Annotated in this window: 20 protein-coding genes; 13 read left to right on the forward strand and 7 right to left on the reverse strand. The window is 65.0% G+C overall.

What is annotated here, in order from left to right; all coding sequences use genetic code 11:
• Nucleotides 1-27: 27 nt before the first annotated feature.
• The gene (locus AX672_RS10030) at nucleotides 28-2,676 is read right to left on the reverse strand and encodes a TonB-dependent receptor plug domain-containing protein (protein WP_066651003.1); all 2,649 of its coding nucleotides are present in this window, start codon (nucleotides 2,674-2,676) and stop codon (nucleotides 28-30) included.
• A gap of 270 nt (nucleotides 2,677-2,946) precedes the next feature.
• On the opposite strand from AX672_RS10030, the gene rplU reads away from it, so the two are divergent.
• The 3 genes from rplU (at nucleotide 2,947) to AX672_RS10045 (ending at nucleotide 4,356) form a co-directional block, all read left to right on the forward strand.
• Nucleotides 2,947-3,330 carry a 50S ribosomal protein L21 gene (gene rplU, locus AX672_RS10035; protein WP_066651143.1) on the forward strand — a complete coding sequence of 128 codons (384 nt, stop codon included), beginning with the start codon at nucleotides 2,947-2,949 and terminating at the stop codon, nucleotides 3,328-3,330.
• A gap of 25 nt (nucleotides 3,331-3,355) precedes the next feature.
• A complete protein-coding gene (gene rpmA / locus AX672_RS10040) occupies nucleotides 3,356-3,631 on the forward strand; it encodes a 50S ribosomal protein L27 (RefSeq protein WP_066651004.1) in 276 nt (91 codons plus the stop codon).
• 176 nt (nucleotides 3,632-3,807) lie between these two features.
• Nucleotides 3,808-4,356 (forward strand): GNAT family N-acetyltransferase, encoded by a 549-nt coding sequence (locus tag AX672_RS10045; RefSeq protein WP_202189299.1) that lies wholly within the window; start codon nucleotides 3,808-3,810, stop codon nucleotides 4,354-4,356.
• Between the two features lie 27 nt (nucleotides 4,357-4,383).
• Here the strand turns inward: AX672_RS10045 and AX672_RS10050 are convergent, their stop codons facing one another.
• On the reverse strand, nucleotides 4,384-5,253 hold the full coding sequence (locus AX672_RS10050; protein ID WP_066651005.1) for a metal-dependent hydrolase: 870 nt from the start codon (nucleotides 5,251-5,253) through the stop codon (nucleotides 4,384-4,386).
• Between the two features lie 56 nt (nucleotides 5,254-5,309).
• On the opposite strand from AX672_RS10050, the gene AX672_RS10055 reads away from it, so the two are divergent.
• From AX672_RS10055 to lptG, 9 genes are all read left to right on the forward strand, one after another.
• Nucleotides 5,310-5,903, forward strand: coding sequence for a TetR/AcrR family transcriptional regulator (locus AX672_RS10055; protein WP_066651006.1), 594 nt, complete (start codon nucleotides 5,310-5,312; stop codon nucleotides 5,901-5,903).
• Nucleotides 5,904-5,935: 32 nt separating this feature from the next.
• A complete protein-coding gene (gene obgE, locus AX672_RS10060) occupies nucleotides 5,936-6,982 on the forward strand; it encodes a GTPase ObgE (RefSeq protein WP_066651007.1) in 1,047 nt (348 codons plus the stop codon).
• On the forward strand, nucleotides 6,967-7,383 hold the full coding sequence (locus AX672_RS10065; RefSeq protein WP_066651008.1) for a DUF5360 family protein: 417 nt from the start codon (nucleotides 6,967-6,969) through the stop codon (nucleotides 7,381-7,383). Before obgE ends, AX672_RS10065 begins: the two co-directional genes overlap by 16 nt.
• Nucleotides 7,384-7,387: 4 nt before the next feature.
• Complete coding sequence (gene proB / locus AX672_RS10070; protein ID WP_066651149.1) at nucleotides 7,388-8,500, forward strand: glutamate 5-kinase; 1,113 nt, start codon at nucleotides 7,388-7,390, stop codon at nucleotides 8,498-8,500.
• Nucleotides 8,497-9,396 carry an NAD-dependent epimerase/dehydratase family protein gene (locus AX672_RS10075; protein WP_066651009.1) on the forward strand — a complete coding sequence of 300 codons (900 nt, stop codon included), beginning with the start codon at nucleotides 8,497-8,499 and terminating at the stop codon, nucleotides 9,394-9,396. The genes proB and AX672_RS10075 overlap by 4 nt, the downstream gene beginning before the upstream one ends.
• 67 nt (nucleotides 9,397-9,463) lie before the next feature.
• A complete protein-coding gene (locus AX672_RS10080; protein WP_066651010.1) occupies nucleotides 9,464-9,706 on the forward strand; it encodes an acyl carrier protein in 243 nt (80 codons plus the stop codon).
• Nucleotides 9,707-9,711: 5 nt separating this feature from the next.
• Entirely contained in the window at nucleotides 9,712-10,953 is a 1,242-nt protein-coding gene (gene spt, locus AX672_RS10085) for a serine palmitoyltransferase (protein ID WP_066651011.1), read from the forward strand.
• 105 nt (nucleotides 10,954-11,058) lie between these two features.
• A complete protein-coding gene (gene lptF, locus AX672_RS10090; protein ID WP_202189300.1) occupies nucleotides 11,059-12,255 on the forward strand; it encodes an LPS export ABC transporter permease LptF in 1,197 nt (398 codons plus the stop codon).
• Nucleotides 12,252-13,349: an LPS export ABC transporter permease LptG gene (lptG, locus tag AX672_RS10095; protein WP_066651012.1), complete on the forward strand. Its 1,098-nt coding sequence runs from the start codon at nucleotides 12,252-12,254 to the stop codon at nucleotides 13,347-13,349. Before lptF ends, lptG begins: the two co-directional genes overlap by 4 nt.
• On the opposite strand, the gene AX672_RS10100 is transcribed toward lptG, so the two are convergent.
• Nucleotides 13,350-14,450: a fatty acid desaturase family protein gene (locus AX672_RS10100; RefSeq protein WP_066651013.1), complete on the reverse strand. Its 1,101-nt coding sequence runs from the start codon at nucleotides 14,448-14,450 to the stop codon at nucleotides 13,350-13,352.
• A gap of 122 nt (nucleotides 14,451-14,572) precedes the next feature.
• Between AX672_RS10100 and AX672_RS10105 the strand changes: the two genes are divergently transcribed.
• Nucleotides 14,573-15,736, forward strand: a complete 1,164-nt coding sequence (locus tag AX672_RS10105; RefSeq protein ID WP_372587566.1) for an N-acetyltransferase — start codon at nucleotides 14,573-14,575, stop codon at nucleotides 15,734-15,736.
• Nucleotides 15,737-15,782: 46 nt separating this feature from the next.
• On the opposite strand, the gene AX672_RS10110 is transcribed toward AX672_RS10105, so the two are convergent.
• From AX672_RS10110 to AX672_RS10125, 4 genes are all read right to left on the reverse strand, one after another.
• A complete protein-coding gene (locus AX672_RS10110) occupies nucleotides 15,783-16,070 on the reverse strand; it encodes a hypothetical protein (protein ID WP_066651014.1) in 288 nt (95 codons plus the stop codon).
• Between the two features lie 222 nt (nucleotides 16,071-16,292).
• A complete protein-coding gene (gene xth, locus AX672_RS10115; protein WP_066651015.1) occupies nucleotides 16,293-17,069 on the reverse strand; it encodes an exodeoxyribonuclease III in 777 nt (258 codons plus the stop codon).
• A 12-nt stretch (nucleotides 17,070-17,081) separates the two neighbouring features.
• A complete protein-coding gene (gene erpA, locus AX672_RS10120) occupies nucleotides 17,082-17,420 on the reverse strand; it encodes an iron-sulfur cluster insertion protein ErpA (protein WP_443026235.1) in 339 nt (112 codons plus the stop codon).
• Between the two features lie 53 nt (nucleotides 17,421-17,473).
• A complete protein-coding gene (locus AX672_RS10125) occupies nucleotides 17,474-18,658 on the reverse strand; it encodes a M23 family metallopeptidase (protein ID WP_066651016.1) in 1,185 nt (394 codons plus the stop codon).
• Nucleotides 18,659-18,770: the final 112 nt, after the last annotated feature.

An 18,770-nucleotide genomic window follows, 5' to 3' on the forward strand; every position in this document is an offset into this window, starting at 1 on the left:
CCGTTTTTTCGACAGTCGCTTGGCCGTTCAGAAGTTGACCGTACCGCGGACGTAGACGAAGCGCCCGTTGAAGCCGAACGGCGACAAGCTGGAATAAGGCAGGAAAAAGCTGTTCGGCGTAAACCCGGCGACGGTCGGCGTGCGGTCGGGATAGACATCGAAGACATTGTCGACGCCCGCCGAAAGCTCGTAATGCTTGAAGATCTTGGCGGTGATCTGCAGGTCGGTGATCCATTTCGGAGTCAGCGTCAGGTCGCCCGGCTGCGTTCCCAACGCCGGGATCGTGACATTGCCATTGGTGACAGTGACGCCACCCGATCCGGCGCTGCCGACACTGCCGAACCGGTTGGTTCGCACCGTGACGTTCAGATCGTCCAGTGTCCAGTCGAGCGCGAGGTTGATCTTGTCGCGCGGCTGGCCGTCGGTCAGGCGGAAGCTTTCGGTCCGGCCAAACAGCACCGAATTGGCCAGTGTCGGGATCGACAGGGCGGCGCGGCGAGTGATCCTTGTCTCGTTATAGTTGAAGCCTGCCGTGAGGCGGAACTTGCCGAGCCCGAAATCGGGGAAACGATAGGTGCCGACGATGTCGACGCCCTGCGTGCGCGTGTTGACGCCGTTGACGAAGAAGCGCGCCGACGTGACGTTGTTGATGCCGTTCGCCTGCAGCTGCGTGACGACGGCCGCGCCCGTCAGGTTTTCGGTAAGCACGATCCGATCGCGGATTTCGATGTTGTAATAGTCGGCGGTCAGGTTGAGCCCGGGAATGAAATCGAGCGCGACACCGCCCGCAAAGTTCGTCGCCTTCTCAGGCCGCAGCGGTTGCGAACCAAGCGCGCGTGCCACCGGATCGTTGACCGGGAAGGTGCCGACTTCGATCAGCTGGGCGACACCGTTGATGACGGTGTTGTTGGTCGACGTGGTCGCGAAAAACTGCTGGGCAAGGCTTGGCGCCCGGAAGCCGGTCGACACCGATCCACGGAAGGCAACGCCCCGGATCGGCTCAAACCGTGCGGCGGCCTTGCCGTTGATTGTGTCGCCGAAATCCGAATAGCTCTCATAACGACCGGCCAGCTGCAGCGTCAGATTGTCGGTGATATCGGTGTCGAGTTCGACATAGCCCGACCAGTTGGCGCGGCTGGCGTTGATGCGATTATTGGGGCGGAAACCGGGGAATACCTGCGCCCCGCCCGCCGCATTGAATGGCGCGGCCGAAAATGGCCCGTTGATGTAGCTTGCCACATCGCCTTGGCGGATCTTGAAATTCTCCGACCGATATTCGGCGCCGAAAGCCAGGCCGAGCGATTTGACGAAACCGACGTTGAACTTGCGGGTGAAATCGAGATTGACGACATGCTGGCTCGACGACAGACCGCCGGCATCAAACCGCCGCGGGCTGTTGATGCCGCCAAGCGACACGTTGAAGCTGTCCTCGACCGCATAGTCGAGCTGGTTCGAGCCATAGACAAGCGACAGATCGACGGTCCAGTCACCAACCGTCGCCTTCACGCCGCCCGCAGCCGAGATGTCCTCGACCTTGCTGGCAATCAGGGGCAGGAAGCCATTGGGATAAAAAGGCACGAACGTCGTTGTCGATGCAGCAAAGTCGCGGTTGCGGGCGTCGTTGGCGCGGCGGAAGAAGCCCGCGCCATCGGCATCGCGAATGCCGTAGCTGCCGAACACATAGGCATTGAGATCGGGCAGCAGTTCATATCCGGCATTGATGAAGGCATTATAGTCGACGGCCTTGCCGTCGCCGTAACGATGGTTGTAGCGATCGATCGTCAGTTCGCGCGGATCGCCGACGGTCGGGTATTGGCGGCGCGGATCGGCACCCGAGCGATTGGTCGGGTCGCGATCGCGGAACTGCAGCGACGTCACGAAAAAGCCTCGCTCGCCGATCGGCAGGCCGAGCCGGGTGGCAAGAGTCAGCGTGTCACCATCATGCACCGTGCGGTCGCGGCCGGTGGTGTTGAGCTGGAGAATGTCATTGCTGGTCCCGCCAGCAGTTGCGACGACCGGCAGGCCATTGGCGCCGACCGCAACGCCCGTGATCTGGTTCACGCCGCTCATCGACGTGTTATAAGCACCATAGGTAACCGAGGCGCTGACCCCTTCCTTGCGCGACAGGCCCAGGTTGATCACCCCGGCGATCGCGTCCGACCCATATTGCGAGGCCGCGCCATCCCGCAGGATTTCGATGCGTTCAATGGCGATCGGCGGAATCTGGTTGAGATCGACCGCCGATGATCCGCGCCCGACCGACCCGTTCAGATTGAGCAGCGCCGAGCTATGCCGCCGTTTGCCGTTGATCAGCACGAGGGTCTGGTCAGGCGACAGGCCGCGCAAGGTCGCCGGGCGTGTCGAATCGGTACCGTCGGTCAGCGAGGGCTGTGGAAAGTTGAACGAAGGGACGAGCTGATTCAGGATCTTGTTGGTTTCGGTTGCGCCCGACAGTTCGAGCTGTTCGCCGCCGATCACGTCGATCGGCACCGGGCTATCGGCGACGGTGCGCGTCGCAAAGCGACTGCCGGTAACGATGACAACCGGCTGTTCTTCGGCCGCGCTTGGGGGTGGCGGCGCGGGGTCGGGCGCTGTCTGCGCCGATGCCGGAGAGGCGATGAGCAGCGCCAAGCCTGACGTCGTAACCGACAGAAGCGCAGCAAAGGTCCGATTCATATCCTCTCCCCTAACAAAGGCGCGAATTCATCGCCGCCGGTAACGCGAAAGAACATAGGACGGGTAATCTGCGCAATAATAGTAGCAAGACGCGGTGTGACACGATTGTTGCAACGCTGTTGCGGCAGTGCAACACGCGTCCGCGGCGGCTGATGGGGGCTGGATCGGCTGCGGATAAGGTTGACAGCGCAGGATCGTTGGCATATCCGGCCAGCCTTTCCGCGCCGGTCCGCCGAGCGTGGGACTAGCTATTGGAAAGTGATCAAGGCCATGTTCGCAGTGGTGCGCACGGGCGGCAAGCAATATCGCGTTGCCGCAGGAGACAAGATTGTCGTCGAGAAGCTCGCCGGGGAAGCCGGGGAGACGATCACGCTGGGCGACGTTCTGCTCGCCGGCGAAGGCGCCGATCTGCAGTCGGTCGAAGGACTGACCGTTTCGGCCGAAATCATCGCGCAGGCGAAGGCCGAGAAGGTCATCGTTTTCAAAAAGCGCCGTCGGCACAACTACCGCCGCCGCAATGGCCATCGCCAGCAGCACACGATCCTGAAGATCACGGCGATCGGCGCGGCCGAAACCCCGAAGAAGGTCAAGGCCACGAAGGCCGAGCCCGCCCCCGCCGCGACCGAGGCTGACGCCCCGGCATCGCAGGCATAAGCGGCGAACGCAAGGAGCATAGAAAATGGCACATAAGAAAGCAGGCGGTTCGTCGCGCAACGGTCGTGATTCGGCCGGTCGTCGCCTTGGCGTGAAGAAGTTCGGCGGTCAGGAAGTGACCGCGGGCAACATCCTCGTGCGTCAGCGCGGGACGAAGTTCTACCCGGGCCGCAACGTCGGCATCGGCAAGGATCACACGCTGTTCGCGCTGGTCGATGGCCGAGTCGCGTTCCACGCGGGCAAACTCGGCCGAACCTTCTGCTCGGTAGATGCGCCGGAAATGGCGATTGCGGCCGAATAACATCGGGTAACCATCCGGGTTGCCCACCAGGGCGATCCGGGGTTCCTACACAGGAACCAAGCCAAACAAGGGAGCCGGGTCACCCAGGCTCCCTTTTTTCATGCTCCCTCAACAACGCTGTCGCTTCGCCGTCATGTGATCATGCGACGGCGCGGCGACCGACGAGGAGAGTATCGATGTTCGCTCGGACCCAAAGACTGACGTTGCGGCCCGGCTGGCCCGAGGACGCGCCCGCACTGACCGCCGCGATCGCGCATGAGGCGGTTGCCTTCCGGCTCGCGCGCCTGCCCTGGCCCTATACCGTCGATCACGCACGCGAATGGCTCGCGCAGGAGTCGCGGCCGGGCGAAGTCAGCCGGCTCATTCTGGCGCATGACGGCGGCGAGGCACGGCTGGTGGGCGGCATCGGCATCCACCCCGATGGCGACGCGCACGAGATCGGCTATTGGCTGACGCCCGATGCCTGGGGGCGCGGCTATGCGACCGAGGCCGCCCGCGCGATGCTGGGGATCGCCCGCTACGCCATGGGGCTGAAGCGGCTGACGTCGGGCCATTTCATCGACAATCCAGCTTCGGGGCGCGTGCTGGCGAAGCTCGGCTTCCAGCCGACCGGCATCGTCATGCGGCATTGCCTCGCGCAGGGGATCGACAAGCCGTGCGCGACGCTGGCGCTCGACCTGACGGAGGAAGCGCCGTGTGCCGACCCGGAGCGCATGGCGGCGTAATCACCGAGTGACGGCGTGCAGCGGCTTTCAGGCCGCCGCCAGCGCGCCGGTCGGTTCGGGCATCACCGCCGCAGCATAATCGCTTTCGAAGCGGGCGATCAGCTTGCGGTCGTCGTGGTTCCACGGGTGGAAGCCGGGGAGGAAGAAGCTTACCCAGGCGCCGAACACCTTGCGCGCCATGCCGGGATTGCCGAACGCATACCAGATGAGCCGGGCCCAGACGCCCGGGCCGGTCAGCCCGTCCTGCCGCAGCAGTTCGAGGATCCCGCGCCGCCGCCCGTCGAAGAAGCGCCACGTCGTGATCAGCATCACCAGCGACTTCACCCACCAGCGACGGAATCGCGGCCAGTCGCGCGTCGCGTGCAGCCAGGTGTCATAAGCGACGCCCTTATGCTCGATTTCCTCGGCGGCGTGCCAGCGCCACAGCGCGGCGGGCTCGGCCTCACCGCCCGCCAGATGCTTGGGGTTCGCGAGCAGTTCATGCGCGATGATCGCGGTGAAATGCTCGAGCGCCATCGTCGCTGCCAGATTGGCGATCGGCGGCTTGCCCTTGGTCAGCGCCAGCGCTTCGTCGACATGGCGTTCGAGCAGCGACACATCATAGCCCTGATCGACGACATGGCGATTGAACGCGACATGCTCGCGCGTGTGGATCACTTCCTGCTTGATGAAGGCGTTGATTTCGGCGGTCAGCTTGGGCGACGCGCCCTCGCGGTAACGGCGCACGCTGTCGATGAAGAAGCCCTCACCCTTGGGAAAGGTGACCGACAGTGCGTTATAGAAGGCCGTCGCAATCGGATCGTTGTTGAGCCACCAGCGCCCCATGCGCGTCTCGCGCCCGAAGCGGCGGTCGCGTGGCGTGATCGTCAGATCGGTCGGCGTGGTTGCTTTCGCCATGGAAAACTCCGAACATATGCCAATTACACCGATGTCAATAAGGCTTACTTACACTCGTGTCAATAGTGCGACGTCGTCTCTCCCCCGAAGAATCGCGTGACAACGCGCTCGAAGCTGCCCGTGCCCTGCTGATCGAAGCGGGGCCGCAGGCAGTGACGCTGAAGGCTGTCGCCTCGCGGATCGGGCGCACCCATGCCAATGTGCTCCATCATTTCGGCTCGGCCGAAGGGCTGCAGCGCGCGCTGATCGCGCATATGGCCGAGGAAATCGTCGCGACGATCGAGGCTGCGATCGAACGCGCGCGCTCGACCGATCACGATCCGCACGAAGTCGTCGAGCTGGCGTTCGACGCATTCGACACCGGCGGCGCGGGCGCACTGGCGAGCTGGATGATCCTGACCGGCAATCACGACGCGCTCGCCCCGATCATGGAAGCGATCCACGCGCTCGTCGACCGGCTGAGCGCGCGCAGCGACGTCGACCCCCAGTTACTGCGCGAAGAGACGCTGGTGCTGGTGCTGATGGCGCTCGGCGATGCGCTGATGGGGACAGCGGTGGCGCGCGCGCTGCAGCTTCCCCCTGACACCGCGCGCAAGCTCGCCAAACGGCAATTGGGCGACGCGCATAAGCTTATCGGCGCCCTGCCCTAGATAAATCGGTGCATTTCGCTAGATAGTCGGCGATGCATTTCCTCGACCAAGCCAAGATTTTCATCCGATCGGGCGCGGGCGGCCCCGGCGCCGTCAGCTTCCGGCGCGAAAAGTTCATCGAATATGGCGGCCCCGACGGCGGCGATGGCGGCAAAGGCGGCGACATCGTGTTCGAGGCCGTGGCCGGGCTGAACACGCTGATCGACTTTCGCTACACGCAGCATTTCCGCGCGCCGCGCGGCAAGGGCGGCGCGGGATCGAACCGCACCGGCGCGGGCGGGCGCGATCTCGTGATCCGCGTGCCGGTCGGCACGCAGGTGTTGAGCGACGACAAGGAACATGTGCTTGCCGACTTCACCGTGCCGGGCGAGCGGCGCGTGTTCTTCAAGGGCGGCGACGGCGGGCGCGGCAATGCCAGTTACAAGTCAAGCACCAACCGCGCGCCGCGCCAGCACGGCACTGGCTGGCCGGGCGAGGAAGCCTGGGTGTGGCTGCGGCTCAAGCTGCTCGCCGATGCCGGGCTGGTCGGCCTGCCCAATGCGGGCAAGTCGACCTTCATCAACGCGACGACCAATGCGCAGGCCAAGGTCGGCGACTATCCCTTCACCACGACGCGCCCCCAGCTCGGCGTGGTCAGCCACCGCGGCCGCGAATTCGTGCTCGCCGACATTCCCGGGCTGATCGAGGGTGCCGCCGATGGTGCCGGGATCGGCGACCGTTTTCTCGGCCATATCGAGCGTTGCCGGGTGTTGCTCCACCTTGTGGATGCAACCGAGGATAACCCTGTGGAAAACTACCGGATCGTTCGGGGAGAACTCGATGCCTATGGCGCCGGCCTGATCGACAAGCCCGAGGTGATCGCGCTCAACAAGATCGACGCGCTCGACCCGGCCGCCGTGAAGAAGCTCGCGACCAAGCTGAAGCGGGCGTCGAAGGCCGAAGTGATGCTGTTGTCGGGCGCGGCCGGGACCGGCCTCGAGGCCGTGCTCGACCGGCTGGTCGAAGCGATCGGCCCAGCGGAGGCCGCACCCGCCGTCGGCGAGGATGAAGAGGAGCCGGGCGAATGGTCGCCGATCTGACGCCGCCGCGCGGACTTCGGATCAGCCTTGCGCTGCTCGATGGCGGCATGCTCGCCTATTGGGCGGTCGCTACCGTCGCGTGTCTTGGGCTTGTGCACCTGCCACCCGAGGTGATGTACGCCGGCTATGGCGACCCGGTTATCGATGCGTGGAACTGGTCGTTCGCGCCACTCGATCTGGGATTTTCGCTGCTCGGTCTTGCCAGCCTCGCGCTATCAAGACGCGGCGACGCACGCTGGCGCCCGCTGGCGTTGCTATCGCTTGCACTCGCCTTTTGCGCCGGACTTATGGCAATTTCTTTCTGGGCGCTGCGCAGCGATTTCAACTGGTCCTGGTGGTTCCCCAACCTGCTGTTGATGGCTGTGCCGCTGGTCTGGCTCCCGCGCTTGATCCGTGGATGACGGCGTGGCGGACAGCTTCGCCCCTGCCCACTGCCCGCGCCTGATCGTCAAGATCGGGTCGTCGCTGCTCGTCGGCGACGATGGTCGGCTGCGCAGCGCATGGCTGGCCACGCTTGCCGCCGACATCGCCGAACGAAGCCGCGCAGGACAGCAGGTTGCGGTCGTCTCCTCGGGCGCGATCGCGCTCGGTGCGCGCCGGCTGGGGCTGGCGAAGGGCGGGCGCGCGACGCTCGAGGATGCGCAGGCGGCCGCTGCCACCGGCCAGATCGCGCTCGCGCAAGGCTGGGCCGAGGCGTTTGCCGCCAACGGGCTGACGGCGGCGCAGATGCTGCTGACGCTCGATGACCTCGAGGACCGACGGCGCTATCTCAATGCCGCCGCGACGCTCGGGAGATTGCTCGCGCTCGGGGTGGTGCCGGTGATCAACGAAAATGACTCGGTCGCGACCGAGGAAATCCGCTTCGGCGATAATGACCGGCTGGCGGCGCGGGTGGCACAGGCGGCTGGCGCCAACGGCGTGATCCTGCTGTCCGATGTCGATGGCCTTTATGACCGCAACCCGGCCGATTCGGCGGCGACGTTCATCGCCAAGGTCGATGCGATCACCCCGGCTATCGAGGCAATGGCCGGCGGCACATCCGGCGTCGGCACTGGCGGAATGACGGCGAAGATCGCCGCCGCGCGGATCGCGACGGCGGCGGGCGTGACGCTCGCGATCGCATCGGGCCGGGGTGAGCACCCGCTCGCGCGGTTCGCCGCGACCGGACGCGGCACGGCCTTCACCGCCGACCGCGCGACGCCGGCGCGCAAGGCGTGGCTGGCGGGTGGCCTCACCGCGCGCGGCGAAGTGCGGATCGACGCAGGCGCGGTCGCCGCACTCGCCAGCGGCAAGAGCCTGCTCCCGGCGGGCGCCACCGCGATCAGCGGCAGTTTCGCGCGTGGCGACCTGGTGGCGATCATCGGCCCGGATGGCCGCACGGTTGCACGGGGCCTGAGCGAATATGATGCCGCCGATGCGGCAAGGATCGCAGGCCAGCGCAGCGATACGCTCGCCGCAATCCTCGGCTATACACCGCGCGCCTGCCTCGTCCACCGCAACCACATGGCGCTGCTGTGATCTTGGCGATCACAGGCGGCACAGGCTTCGTCGGCGGCGCGCTGATCGACGCGGCGGTCGCGGCGGGGCATCAGGTCAAGGCGCTCGCCCGGCGACCCCAGCCGGCGCGCGACGGCGTGAGCTGGATCGCCGGCGCGCTCGACCAGCCGGAGACGCTCGCCACACTTGCCAGCGGCGCCGAGGCGGTGATTCATGCCGCGGGCGTGGTCAACGCGCCGGACCGCGCGGGCTTCGTCGAAGGCAACATTACCGGCACCCGGGCGATGCTCGCCGCCGCACAGGCAGCGGGCGTGGCGCGCTTCGTCCATGTCTCGTCGCTCGCCGCGCGCGAGCCGACGCTGTCGACCTATGGCTGGTCGAAGGCCGAGGCTGAGGCCGCCGTCGCTGCCGCCCCGCTCGACTGGGTGATGGTCCGCCCGCCCGGCGTCTACGGCCCCGGCGACCGCGAGATGCTCGACCTATTCCGGGCGGCGCGCTTCGGTATCGGCATTGCGCCTGCGGGGCGGATCTCGCTGATCGAAGTGAGCGACCTCGCGCGCCTCCTGCTCGCGCTCGCCACCAAGCCCACCCCGCGCACCATCTACGAAGCCGATGACGGCACCACCGGCGGCTGGAGCCACGCCGATTATGCCCGGGCGATCGGCCGCGCGGTCGGGCGCGCCGTGCTGCCGCTGCCCATCCCTGCCGCCGGGCTGATCCTCGCCGCGCGCGCCGACATGGCCCTCAGAGGCGCCAAGGCCAAGCTGACGCTCGACCGCGCGCGCTACATCGCCCATCCCGACTGGGTGATAGACCCCGCCAGGCGCCCGCCGCCTGACTTGTGGCAGCCGCAGGTTGCGACCCCGGACGGGCTTGCCGCCACTGCCAAATGGTATCGCGCGCAGGGTCTGCTATAAGCCTGCCAGATTGCCGCCGCATTTGCTTGGCAGGGCGGACCAACTCATTTCGACCAAGGACTGACTCTTGAGCGACCGCACCGCGATTTTCGATACCGTTGCCGGCCTGATCGCGCCGTTCAACAAAAAGGGCGTGGCGCTCGGCGATGCGACCAGCTTCCAGCACGATCTGGAGTGGGACAGCCTGACCGTGATGGATTTCGTCGCCAACATCGAGGACGAATTCGACATCATCATCACGATGAACATGCAGGCCGAAATCGAAACCGTCGGCCAGCTGGTCGATGCCGTCATCAAGCTGAAGGGCTGATCGCCATGACCCCCGCCGCCGCGATTGCCGAGGCACCTGCCGTCGAGCACGACCTGATGAGCAAGTTCGACGCGATCATCGCCGAGCGCCAGGCGCTGCTCGACACCGGCGTCACCGATCCGTTCGCGATCGTGATGGACGAAGTCAAATCGCCGACCGTCGCCGTCATCAAGGGCAATGAAACGATCCTGCTCGGCACCTATAATTACATGGGGATGACCTTCGACCCCGACGTCATCCAGGTGGGCAAGGACGCGCTCGATCATTATGGATCGGGCACCAACGGCAGCCGGATGCTCAACGGCACCTTCCGCGATCACATGGAAGTCGAACAAGCCCTGCGCGACTTTTACGGCACGTCGGGCGCGATCGTCTTTTCGACCGGCTATATGGCCAATCTCGGCATGATTTCGACGCTGGTCGGCAAGGGCGAATACATCATTCTCGACGCCGACAGCCATGCCTCGATCTATGACGGTTGCCAGCAGGGCAATGCCGAAATCGTCCGCTTCCGCCACAACAGCGTCGAGGATCTCGACAAGCGGCTCGGCCGCCTGCCCGCCGGGGTCGGCAAGCTGGTGGTACTCGAAGGCGTCTATTCGATGCTCGGCGACGTCGCGCCGCTCAAGGAAATGGTCGCGGTCGCCAAGAAGCACGGCGCGATGGTGCTGAGCGATGAGGCACATTCGATGGGCTTCTTCGGCCCGCATGGTCGCGGTGTTTACGAGGATCAGGGCTGCGAAGCGGATGTCGACTTCATCGTCGGCACCTTCTCCAAATCGGTCGGCACCGTCGGCGGCTTCTGCGTGTCGAACCACCCGAAGTTCGAAGCGATCCGCCTGGCCTGCCGCCCCTATATCTTCACGGCCAGCCTGCCGCCGAGCGTGGTCGCGACCGCCGCTGCGTCGATCCGCAAGCTGATGCATGCCCATAACAAGCGCGCGCATCTGTGGGGCAATGCCCGCGCGCTGCACGCGGGGCTGACCGCCGCCGGCTTCCGGCTGGGTACGGACACACCGCAATCGGCGATCGTCGCCGTCATCCTCGACGACCAGACCCAGGCAGTGGCAATGTGGCAGGCGCTGCTCGACAATGGCGTGTATGTGAACATGGCCCGCCCGCCCGCGACCCCGGCCGGCACTTACCTGCTGCGCTGCTCGCTGTGTGCCGAGCACACCACCGATCAGATCACACGTGTGATCGGCCTGTTCGAACAGGCAGGGCGGGCAGTCGGCGCGATCGCCTGAACGGTGCGGGTGCGCACTGTATTTCGGTGCTGACGGGGCGCAGAAGCCCGACTATAGCCGGGGATTAAGCCGCCCCCCTCCCTGCACAGGCCATCAGCGTCCCGCATGACTTCGATCGATCGCTACATGGCCAGGCTGATCGCGGTGCCGCTGATCGCCAACCTCGTGATCGCGTCGATGCTGCTTGCGCTCGACCGGATGCGCATCCTTTTCGATTTCGTCGCGACCGAAGGCGGGCCAGTCAGCGTGGTGTGGCAATTGCTCGCCAATCTCCTGCCCGAATATCTCGGGCTGGGCATTCCGATCGGCCTGTTGCTCGGCGTGCTGCTGGCGTTCCGGCGGCTCGCGACCTCATCCGAGCTCGATGTGATGCGCGCGGTCGGCATCAGCTATAACCGGCTGCTCCGGGTGCCCTATATGTTTGCGCTGGGGCTCGCGCTCATCAACCTCGCGATCGTCGGCTATGTCCAGCCCTGGGCGCGTTATGGCTATGAACAATTGCAGTTCGAGCTGCGGACCGGCGCACTCGGCGCGTCGATCAAGGTCGGCGAGTTCACCACCTTCCCGCAGGGTGCAATCGTGCGGATCGAGGAAAGCGAAGACTCGGGGCGCAATCTGAAGGGCATCTTCATCCATCAGGACCGTCCGAACGGCGGCTGGCTGGCAGTGACCGCCGCGAGCGGGCAGTTTTTTGCCACCGGCGATCCCGACGAGATCATCTTCCGCCTGTCGAAGGGGACGCTGGTCGATGCCGATCCCAGCTACAAGGCGCCGCGGGTGCTGACCTTCACGTCACACGACTTGCCGATCCCGCTCCCCAAATCCGAAAACTTCCGCAGTCGCGGCGGGCGCAATCTCGAGCTGACCTTGCCCGAACTCGCGCGGATCGGTGGCGACCGCGCCGCGCCCGACGAGCTGCGAGACACCAGCCGCGCAGCCTTCCATTTCCGTCTGGTCGAAGTCGCGACGATCTTCCTACTGCCGCTGCTCGCGGTCGCGCTCGGCGTGCCCCCCAAGCGATCGGGCTCGGCGCTCGGCGTGTTCCTGTCGATCGTGATTATCGTTACCTATCACAAGATCAACGAATATGGGCAGTCGCTCGGTTTGCTCGGGCTGGTCGATCCGTTCATTGCGCTATGGGTGCCATTCGTGCTGTTCGCGGCGCTGGTGGTGTGGATGTATTATACCGTTGCCTATGTTCCCGGTGGCCAGCCGATCGGCTGGCTCGAGCGGGCTGCATCGAAGCTCGGCAAGCTGGTCGCCGCGCGCCTGCCCGGCAATCGCAGGGCGCGCACGGCATGACGGCGCTTGAGCTGTTTCCATCGCGCGCGCTTGCCTTTTACATGGCGCGGATGATGCTGGTGCGCACGTTCGTCGTGCTGGCCGGGCTGGTGCTGATCCTGCAGACGCTCGACCTGCTCGGCGAATCGGGCCGCATCCTTGCCTACAAGGGCAATGGCGAGGCCGAGGTGCTGCGCTATGTCAGCCTGCGCACGCCGCAGATCATCGCCAATTTCCTGCCCTTTTCGGTGCTGCTCGGGACGATCCTCAGCCTCAGCCAGCTCAACGCGAACAGCGAAGTGATCGCGATGAAATCGTCGGGGCTGTCGGCGCATCAGGTGCTCGCGCCGCTGATCCTCGCCGCCCTCGGCGTGGCGGTGGTATCGTTCGCCTTCAACGACCGTATCGTCAGCCGGGCGAGCGCGACGCTCGATCAGTGGAAGAAGATCAATTACGCGCCTCTCCCCATCGATCGCGGCGACCGGGTCAATATCTGGGTGCGCGATGGCGACGATCTGCTGTCGGTGCGGCAGGTGTCGGGGCGCGGCGATGCCGCCCGGCTGCGCGATGTCACGCTGTACGACCGCACCGGCGGCACGCTGACGGCGATTATCCGCGCCAGCCGGGGCCAGCGTGACGGTGACGGCTGGCGGATCGCGCCTGCGTTTCGCTTCGATGTCGCGACCGGACAAGTAACGCCGCTCGGCGCGATCGTTGTCGGGCACGGCGTTCGCCCCGATCAGTTCACGCTCAGCAATGTCAATGCCGATGGGCTGTCGTTCGCCGCGCTCGACCGCGCGATCAATGACCTGCGCGATGCCGGCCGCCCGACAAAAGCACTCGAAGGCGCGCTGTGGCACAAATTGTCGGCGCCGCTGTCGTCGGTACTGATGCCGCTGCTCGGCGCGGTCGCCGCCTTCGGTCTTGCGCGTTCCGGCAAGCTGTTCATCCGCGCCGTGATCGGGATGATGCTCGGCTTTCTCTATTTCATGGCCGACAATTTCGCGCTCGCGCTCGGCAATATCGGCGCTTATCCGCCTTGGCTCGCGGCGTGGGCGCCGTTCCTTTTGTTCCTGCTGATCGGCGAAGTGGTGCTGGTCAGGACCGAGGAATGATCACTTGCCGCGCACCAGCGTGGAGCGCGTGATCTTCACCACCAGCCCGGGCAAACCCTTGTAATTGGCACGGTGATAGGGCGAGTTCGCGTCGAGCGTCGCCTTCAGCCGCCGATGGGCCTCGCCGAGCGCATGATAAGGCACGCTCGGGATCAGATGGTGCAGCGCGTGGTAGCGCAAGCCGACTGGCGCCCACAGCACTGGCAGCAGCGCCGGCGGCGGCACATTGACCGAGTCGAGATATTGTGCGGTCACCGTCATTGCCTCGCCGTCATTCTCCCACAGATGCGCAACCAGCGTGCGGACCTGGTTGACGACCGCCACTGCCGAGACGACGGCAAGGAAGATCAGGAACGCGCGGAGCGGGATGACGCCCGTCGCAACCATCGTCACAAGGGCGATTGCCCACAGGCTGGTGGCGACTTCGAGCCGATGCCACAGCGTGCGCGCTTCGCCCTCGGGCGGCCGGCGCTGAAACTGCGGATTGATCGCCAGTCCCGAATAGCGCGCGACCACCGCGCGGCGCAGCGGCGGAATCACCAGCGATAGCGGCGCAAGCACGGCAAAGCGGAATATCAGTGCAATCGGCGCCAGCAGCGACGCGAGGATGAACGCCGGCAGCGTCCACGGCTTCATCAGCGCCAGCGGCAGATATTCGGGATCATCGACCGTGCCATAGCGCGTGCGCGCGTGGTGGAGATTGTGGACGCCTTCATACATGAACGACGGCACCAGCAGCGGAATGCCGATCAGCAGGTTCCACACGAGCCGGAAGCCGGGCACGCTGCTGTGCTTCATATGGCTGACTTCGTGAGTGAAGCTCTCAGCGCGGTAAAGCGCGAGCATCGCAAGCACACCGGCTGGAATCACCACCCACAGGCTGCCTGCGAAAATCGCCGCCGCCAGCGCGCCATAGCCGATCACGACCGACAGCAGGAAATCGGTCCAGTAGATGCGTGGGTTGGCCATGTGCAGATCGCGCGTCAGGTCAGCGGCGGCGCGCAGCATCGCCATGTCGTCGGCGATCCGACCCGATGTCGGCCGAACCGTGGTGCGCGCTGCCGTGTCAGCAACCGCAGGCTTGAGCGAAAGACTATCCATGATGCGTTGCCTGCCGAAAAAAAATGGCCAGACGGTGGCACGCGTGCCACGACGCCGCCATGCCGACCGGCTTGACAGCGGCGGGCAAAGGCCGGACCTGCCCGCGATACCTGATGAAAGTGATGCTCGTGTCCAACGCTGCTCTCTCGATCCGCCCCGTCGCTGGCAATGCCGACCGCAAGGCCTTCATCGACATTGGCTTCAAGCTTAACGCCAATAATCCCAATTGGGTACCGCCGCTGAAAAGTGAAGCGGTCGGCCTGATCACGCCCGAGAAAAACGGCTGGTTCAGCCACGCCAAGGCGCAATTGTTCATTGCCGAACAGGGCGGCGTGCCGGTCGGCCGCATTTCCGCGCACCTCGACACGCTTGCGCTCGAGATGCCCGCTGAAGGCGGCTTCGGTCCCGGTGTCGGCTTCTGGGGCCTGTTCGACGCTACCGACGAGGTGGTTGCGCATGCGCTGATCGCCAAAGCCGAGGAGTGGCTGCGCGCGCAAGGCATGACGCGTGCGCTCGGCCCGGTGAGCATGTCGATCTGGGAGGAGCCGGGGCTGCTGATCAAGGGGCACGATCATCCGCCGACGATCATGATGGGGCACCATCCGGCGCGCTATCAGGGCTGGATCGAAGCGGCGGGCTATGTGCCCGAAAAGCAGCTGCTGACCTATGAGCTCGATATCAGCAAGCAATTCCCACCGATCGTCCAGCGGATCGTGGCGGCCGGTGAAAAGAACGCGCGCATCCGCATCCGCGAGGTCGACCGCACCCAGTTCCAGCGCGAGGCCGACATCATCCTCGGCATCCTCAATGATGCATGGGCCGATAACTGGGGATTCGTGCCGCTGACCCAGCCCGAAATCGACGACGTCGGCAAGAAGCTGAAGCCGATTGTGTTCAACGACCTGATCCGCATCGCCGAACTCGACGGCGAGCCGGTCGCGTTCATGATCACCCTGCCCGATCTCAACGAAGCGATTGCGCCGCTGAAGGGCAAGCTTTTCCCGTTCGGCTGGGCGAAACTGTTGCTGTGGCTGCGCAAGCCACGCGTGCGCACGATGCGCGTGCCGCTGATGGGGGTGGTCAAGCGGTTGCAGGCATCGCGGCTGGCGAGCCAGCTTGCCTTCATGATGATCGAATATATCCGCCGCGCCGCGGTTGCGAACTATGGCGCCTCGCGCGGCGAGATCGGCTGGGTGCTCGACGACAATCAGGGCATGAACGCGATTGCCGATGCGATCGACAGCCACGTCAACCGCATCTACCAGATTTACGCCAAGCCACTGTAACAGGGGGCCGCAGCGCCAGAAACGCGGCGCTGCGGCAAATCATCGATCACTGATCGGGATTGTCGACATCGACGCCTTCGGCGAGCCACTCGGCTTTGGTCTGGCAGCGCTGCCGTTCAATACGCGAGCCGGTGGTATTGTAGCGGATGCAATAGCGACGCGTGTCGACCTTGTGCTCGGCCGCTGCAGGCGCGGTGCTATTGCCGACCGATGCGTCGGTCTGTGCGGTGCGGCCCGGCTGGGGCGCAGCAGTAGCGGGGCCGAACGCGGCGACGAGCAGGCCGGCGGCAACGGCAGCACTCAGGCTACCGGCAAAACGTGAACGCGAAAACATCAGATCCTCCTGGAAAATTTGCGGTCGGGGGCGCCGCACCCAGGTCTCTGCACGAGCCATGCCAATGCAGATAATGATTTATTTTCAATACTTTGGAATCGCCTACTTCACTGTATTGTAATAGCAATTCACCAACATTTGGTGAAACACCCCGAAAGTTGGAATCGGCGCGCCAGATCGACATACGCCGCGCGGTTGCCTCAGTCGCCTGCCCCGGCTTCGTCAGCGGTCGCGCAACACAGCCCATGTCGGCGCGTGATCGCTGGCCTTTTCGCGCGCACGATAGTCTTTGTCGACGCCCGCGTCGATCAGTCGATCGGCCGCCTGCGGGCTAAGCAGCAAGTGATCGATGCGGAAACCGGCGTCCCGCTGCCATGCGCCTGCCTGATAATCCCAGAAGGTCCACACACCGCCGCGCGGATGGCGCATGCGCAGTGCGTCGGTCCACCCCTGCGCCACCAGCGCCCGAAACCCCGCGCGACTTTCGGGCTGCATCAGCGCGTCGCTCGCCATCGCAGAGACAGAGAAAGTGTCGTCGTCGTTGGGAATGACATTATAGTCGCCCGCGAGCACGACCGGGCGTTCCTCCGCAAGCAGATCGCGCGCACGGGCGCGCAGCCGGTCGATCCAGCGCAGCTTGTAATCGAACTTCGGCCCTGGCTGCGGATTGCCGTTGGGCAGATAGATCGAGGCGACGATCAGGCCGTTGACCTCGGCCTCGATGTAGCGGCTATGGTCGTCCTCGGGCTCGCCCCCCAGCCCCTTCTGCCGCTCGACCGGCGTGGTGCCGCGTGCAAGAACCGCGACGCCGTTGAAGCCCTTTTGCCCGTGCCAAACCGCACCATAGCCCGCCGCTTCGACATCCCCGATCGGCAGCGTGTCGTCGGACGATTTCAGTTCCTGCAGGCAAACGATGTCGGGCCGTTGTTCGGACAGATACTCGATCAGCCGGGCCAACCGCGCCTTGATGCCGTTGACGTTGAAAGTGACGATTTTCACGCGCGCGTCGCGTCAGACCGCAAAGCTGGAGCCGCAGCCGCAGCCCGACGCCGCCTGAGGATTGTCGACGCGAAACGCCGTACCGCCCAGCGTCTCAACGAAATCAACCGAGGCGCCGCGGACCAGATCGAGGCTGATCGCATCGACCACCAGCTTGACGCCCGCCGTTTCGGCAACCGCATCGTCGGGCTCGATCGCCTCGGCAAGCCCGAATTTATACTGGAATCCCGAGCAGCCGCCGCCTTCGACCGAAAGCCTCAGCATCGCGGGCTTGCCCTGGCGTTCGGCAATCGCCGCGACACGTGCAGCTGCGGAAGGGGTCAGTGACAGATCGGGGTGCAACATGGTCATGCCGCCAAGATAGGCGCGATGCCGACCAACGGCAACGACCGAGCGCCGCCTGATTAATTCGCGGAGTCGGTCGGCCCCGCGACGACCTGAACCGGCTTCACCTCGCGCGCTGGCGAGAGGAAATCGGCGGTCTGCAGGAACGGCATCGGATTAACCGCCTGCCCATCGATCCGCACTTCATAGTGCAGATGGCTGCCAGTCGAGCGTCCGGTCGATCCCATCAGCGCGATCAGCTGGCCGCGCGTGACGCGGGTGTTGGGCGTCACGAGAATCTTCGACAAATGGCCATACCGCGTCGAAATGCCGCGGCCATGGTTGATTTCGACAAGGTTGCCATAACCACCCGCGCGTTCGGCTCGGCCAACGATGCCGTCGGCCGTCGCATAGATGGGCGTGCCGATCGCACCGGGGATGTCGACTCCGGCATGCATCGCCGCGGTCCCGCGGAAGGGATCGCTGCGCACGCCGAACAGGCTGCTGAACGTGACATTGGTGACCGGCTGGGTCGCCGGAACCGCAATCACGGCCTTTTCAAGCGTCTCAAGCTTCTTCCAGGTCATGAACAGCGACCGGAACTGCGCATCGGCATTGGCCTCGGTCACCGTCTGCGTCGACGCACTGACGGGCTCGTAAGGACCACCCACGCCGCCCTGCGCGATGATCCGCTCGGGGGCTATACCAAGGCGGCGGAAATGGTCGGCAGTCCGCTGATAGCGCTGCTCGGCAACATGGCGGACCCGCACGGCAAGCGCGGCCTGCCGCGCTTCAGCCCGCTTCAGCGGCGCCACCACATCGGCCGCTGCCGATGCGGTTTCGGCATCGAGCGTCGGCGTGTTGAGCGCGAGCTGGGTATTGCGTGCGCCGGACAGGACGGCAGCGATCAGTGCCTGACGCTGCTCGATCCGCGCGGCATGAACTTCGGCGGCGCGCTTGATGCGGCTGACCTTGACTTGCATCGACGCAAGTTCGCGCTGCAGCGCATTGAGCTTGGCTTCGGGCGATTGCGGCGTGCCGAGCGCGCCGGTCATCTGCACGGCACCGGCGGCAGCATGAACGACACCATAGGCCGAAAAACACAAGGTGATGCCGGCAACACCAGCCAATGCGGCCTGCGTGCGGCCGGCAATGCTGAAACGGCGCAGATCGCGCCCGTCGTGGAAAATAAAGTCGCGAGTCCGGAAGCTGGCGCGGAATTGCGAAACCGCGTTCGCAAGCTGGCGTTTATCGATCGTGACCATTTGTCCCCGACGCTAGGTTGGAGTGTCGCCCGACACTCGAATGTCGTGCGCGCAGCCCCTCTACCGCATCGACGACACAAGCTTTGGCCGAACGATGGCGATGGCGGCAATA

Origin of the sequence: Sphingomonas sp. CCH10-B3 (assembly GCF_001556185.1) — a bacterium.
GTDB lineage: Bacteria > Pseudomonadota > Alphaproteobacteria > Sphingomonadales > Sphingomonadaceae > Sphingomonas > Sphingomonas aquatica.

Excerpts from the sequence above, each read along its gene's own strand:
- AX672_RS10030 (WP_066651003.1), bottom strand. The coding sequence starts at position 2,676 with ATGAATCGGACCTTTGCTGCGCTTCTGTCGGTTACGACGTCAGGCTTG.
- rplU (WP_066651143.1), top strand. The coding sequence starts at position 2,947 with ATGTTCGCAGTGGTGCGCACGGGCGGCAAGCAATATCGCGTTGCCGCA.
- rpmA (WP_066651004.1), top strand. The coding sequence starts at position 3,356 with ATGGCACATAAGAAAGCAGGCGGTTCGTCGCGCAACGGTCGTGATTCG.
- AX672_RS10045 (WP_202189299.1), top strand. The coding sequence starts at position 3,808 with ATGTTCGCTCGGACCCAAAGACTGACGTTGCGGCCCGGCTGGCCCGAG.
- AX672_RS10050 (WP_066651005.1), bottom strand. The coding sequence starts at position 5,253 with ATGGCGAAAGCAACCACGCCGACCGATCTGACGATCACGCCACGCGAC.
- obgE (WP_066651007.1), top strand. The coding sequence starts at position 5,936 with ATGCATTTCCTCGACCAAGCCAAGATTTTCATCCGATCGGGCGCGGGC.
- AX672_RS10065 (WP_066651008.1), top strand. The coding sequence starts at position 6,967 with ATGGTCGCCGATCTGACGCCGCCGCGCGGACTTCGGATCAGCCTTGCG.
- spt (WP_066651011.1), top strand. The coding sequence starts at position 9,712 with ATGACCCCCGCCGCCGCGATTGCCGAGGCACCTGCCGTCGAGCACGAC.
- lptF (WP_202189300.1), top strand. The coding sequence starts at position 11,059 with ATGACTTCGATCGATCGCTACATGGCCAGGCTGATCGCGGTGCCGCTG.
- lptG (WP_066651012.1), top strand. The coding sequence starts at position 12,252 with ATGACGGCGCTTGAGCTGTTTCCATCGCGCGCGCTTGCCTTTTACATG.
- AX672_RS10100 (WP_066651013.1), bottom strand. The coding sequence starts at position 14,450 with ATGGATAGTCTTTCGCTCAAGCCTGCGGTTGCTGACACGGCAGCGCGC.
- AX672_RS10105 (WP_372587566.1), top strand. The coding sequence starts at position 14,573 with ATGCTCGTGTCCAACGCTGCTCTCTCGATCCGCCCCGTCGCTGGCAAT.
- AX672_RS10110 (WP_066651014.1), bottom strand. The coding sequence starts at position 16,070 with ATGTTTTCGCGTTCACGTTTTGCCGGTAGCCTGAGTGCTGCCGTTGCC.
- erpA (WP_443026235.1), bottom strand. The coding sequence starts at position 17,420 with ATGACCATGTTGCACCCCGATCTGTCACTGACCCCTTCCGCAGCTGCA.
- AX672_RS10125 (WP_066651016.1), bottom strand. The coding sequence starts at position 18,658 with ATGGTCACGATCGATAAACGCCAGCTTGCGAACGCGGTTTCGCAATTC.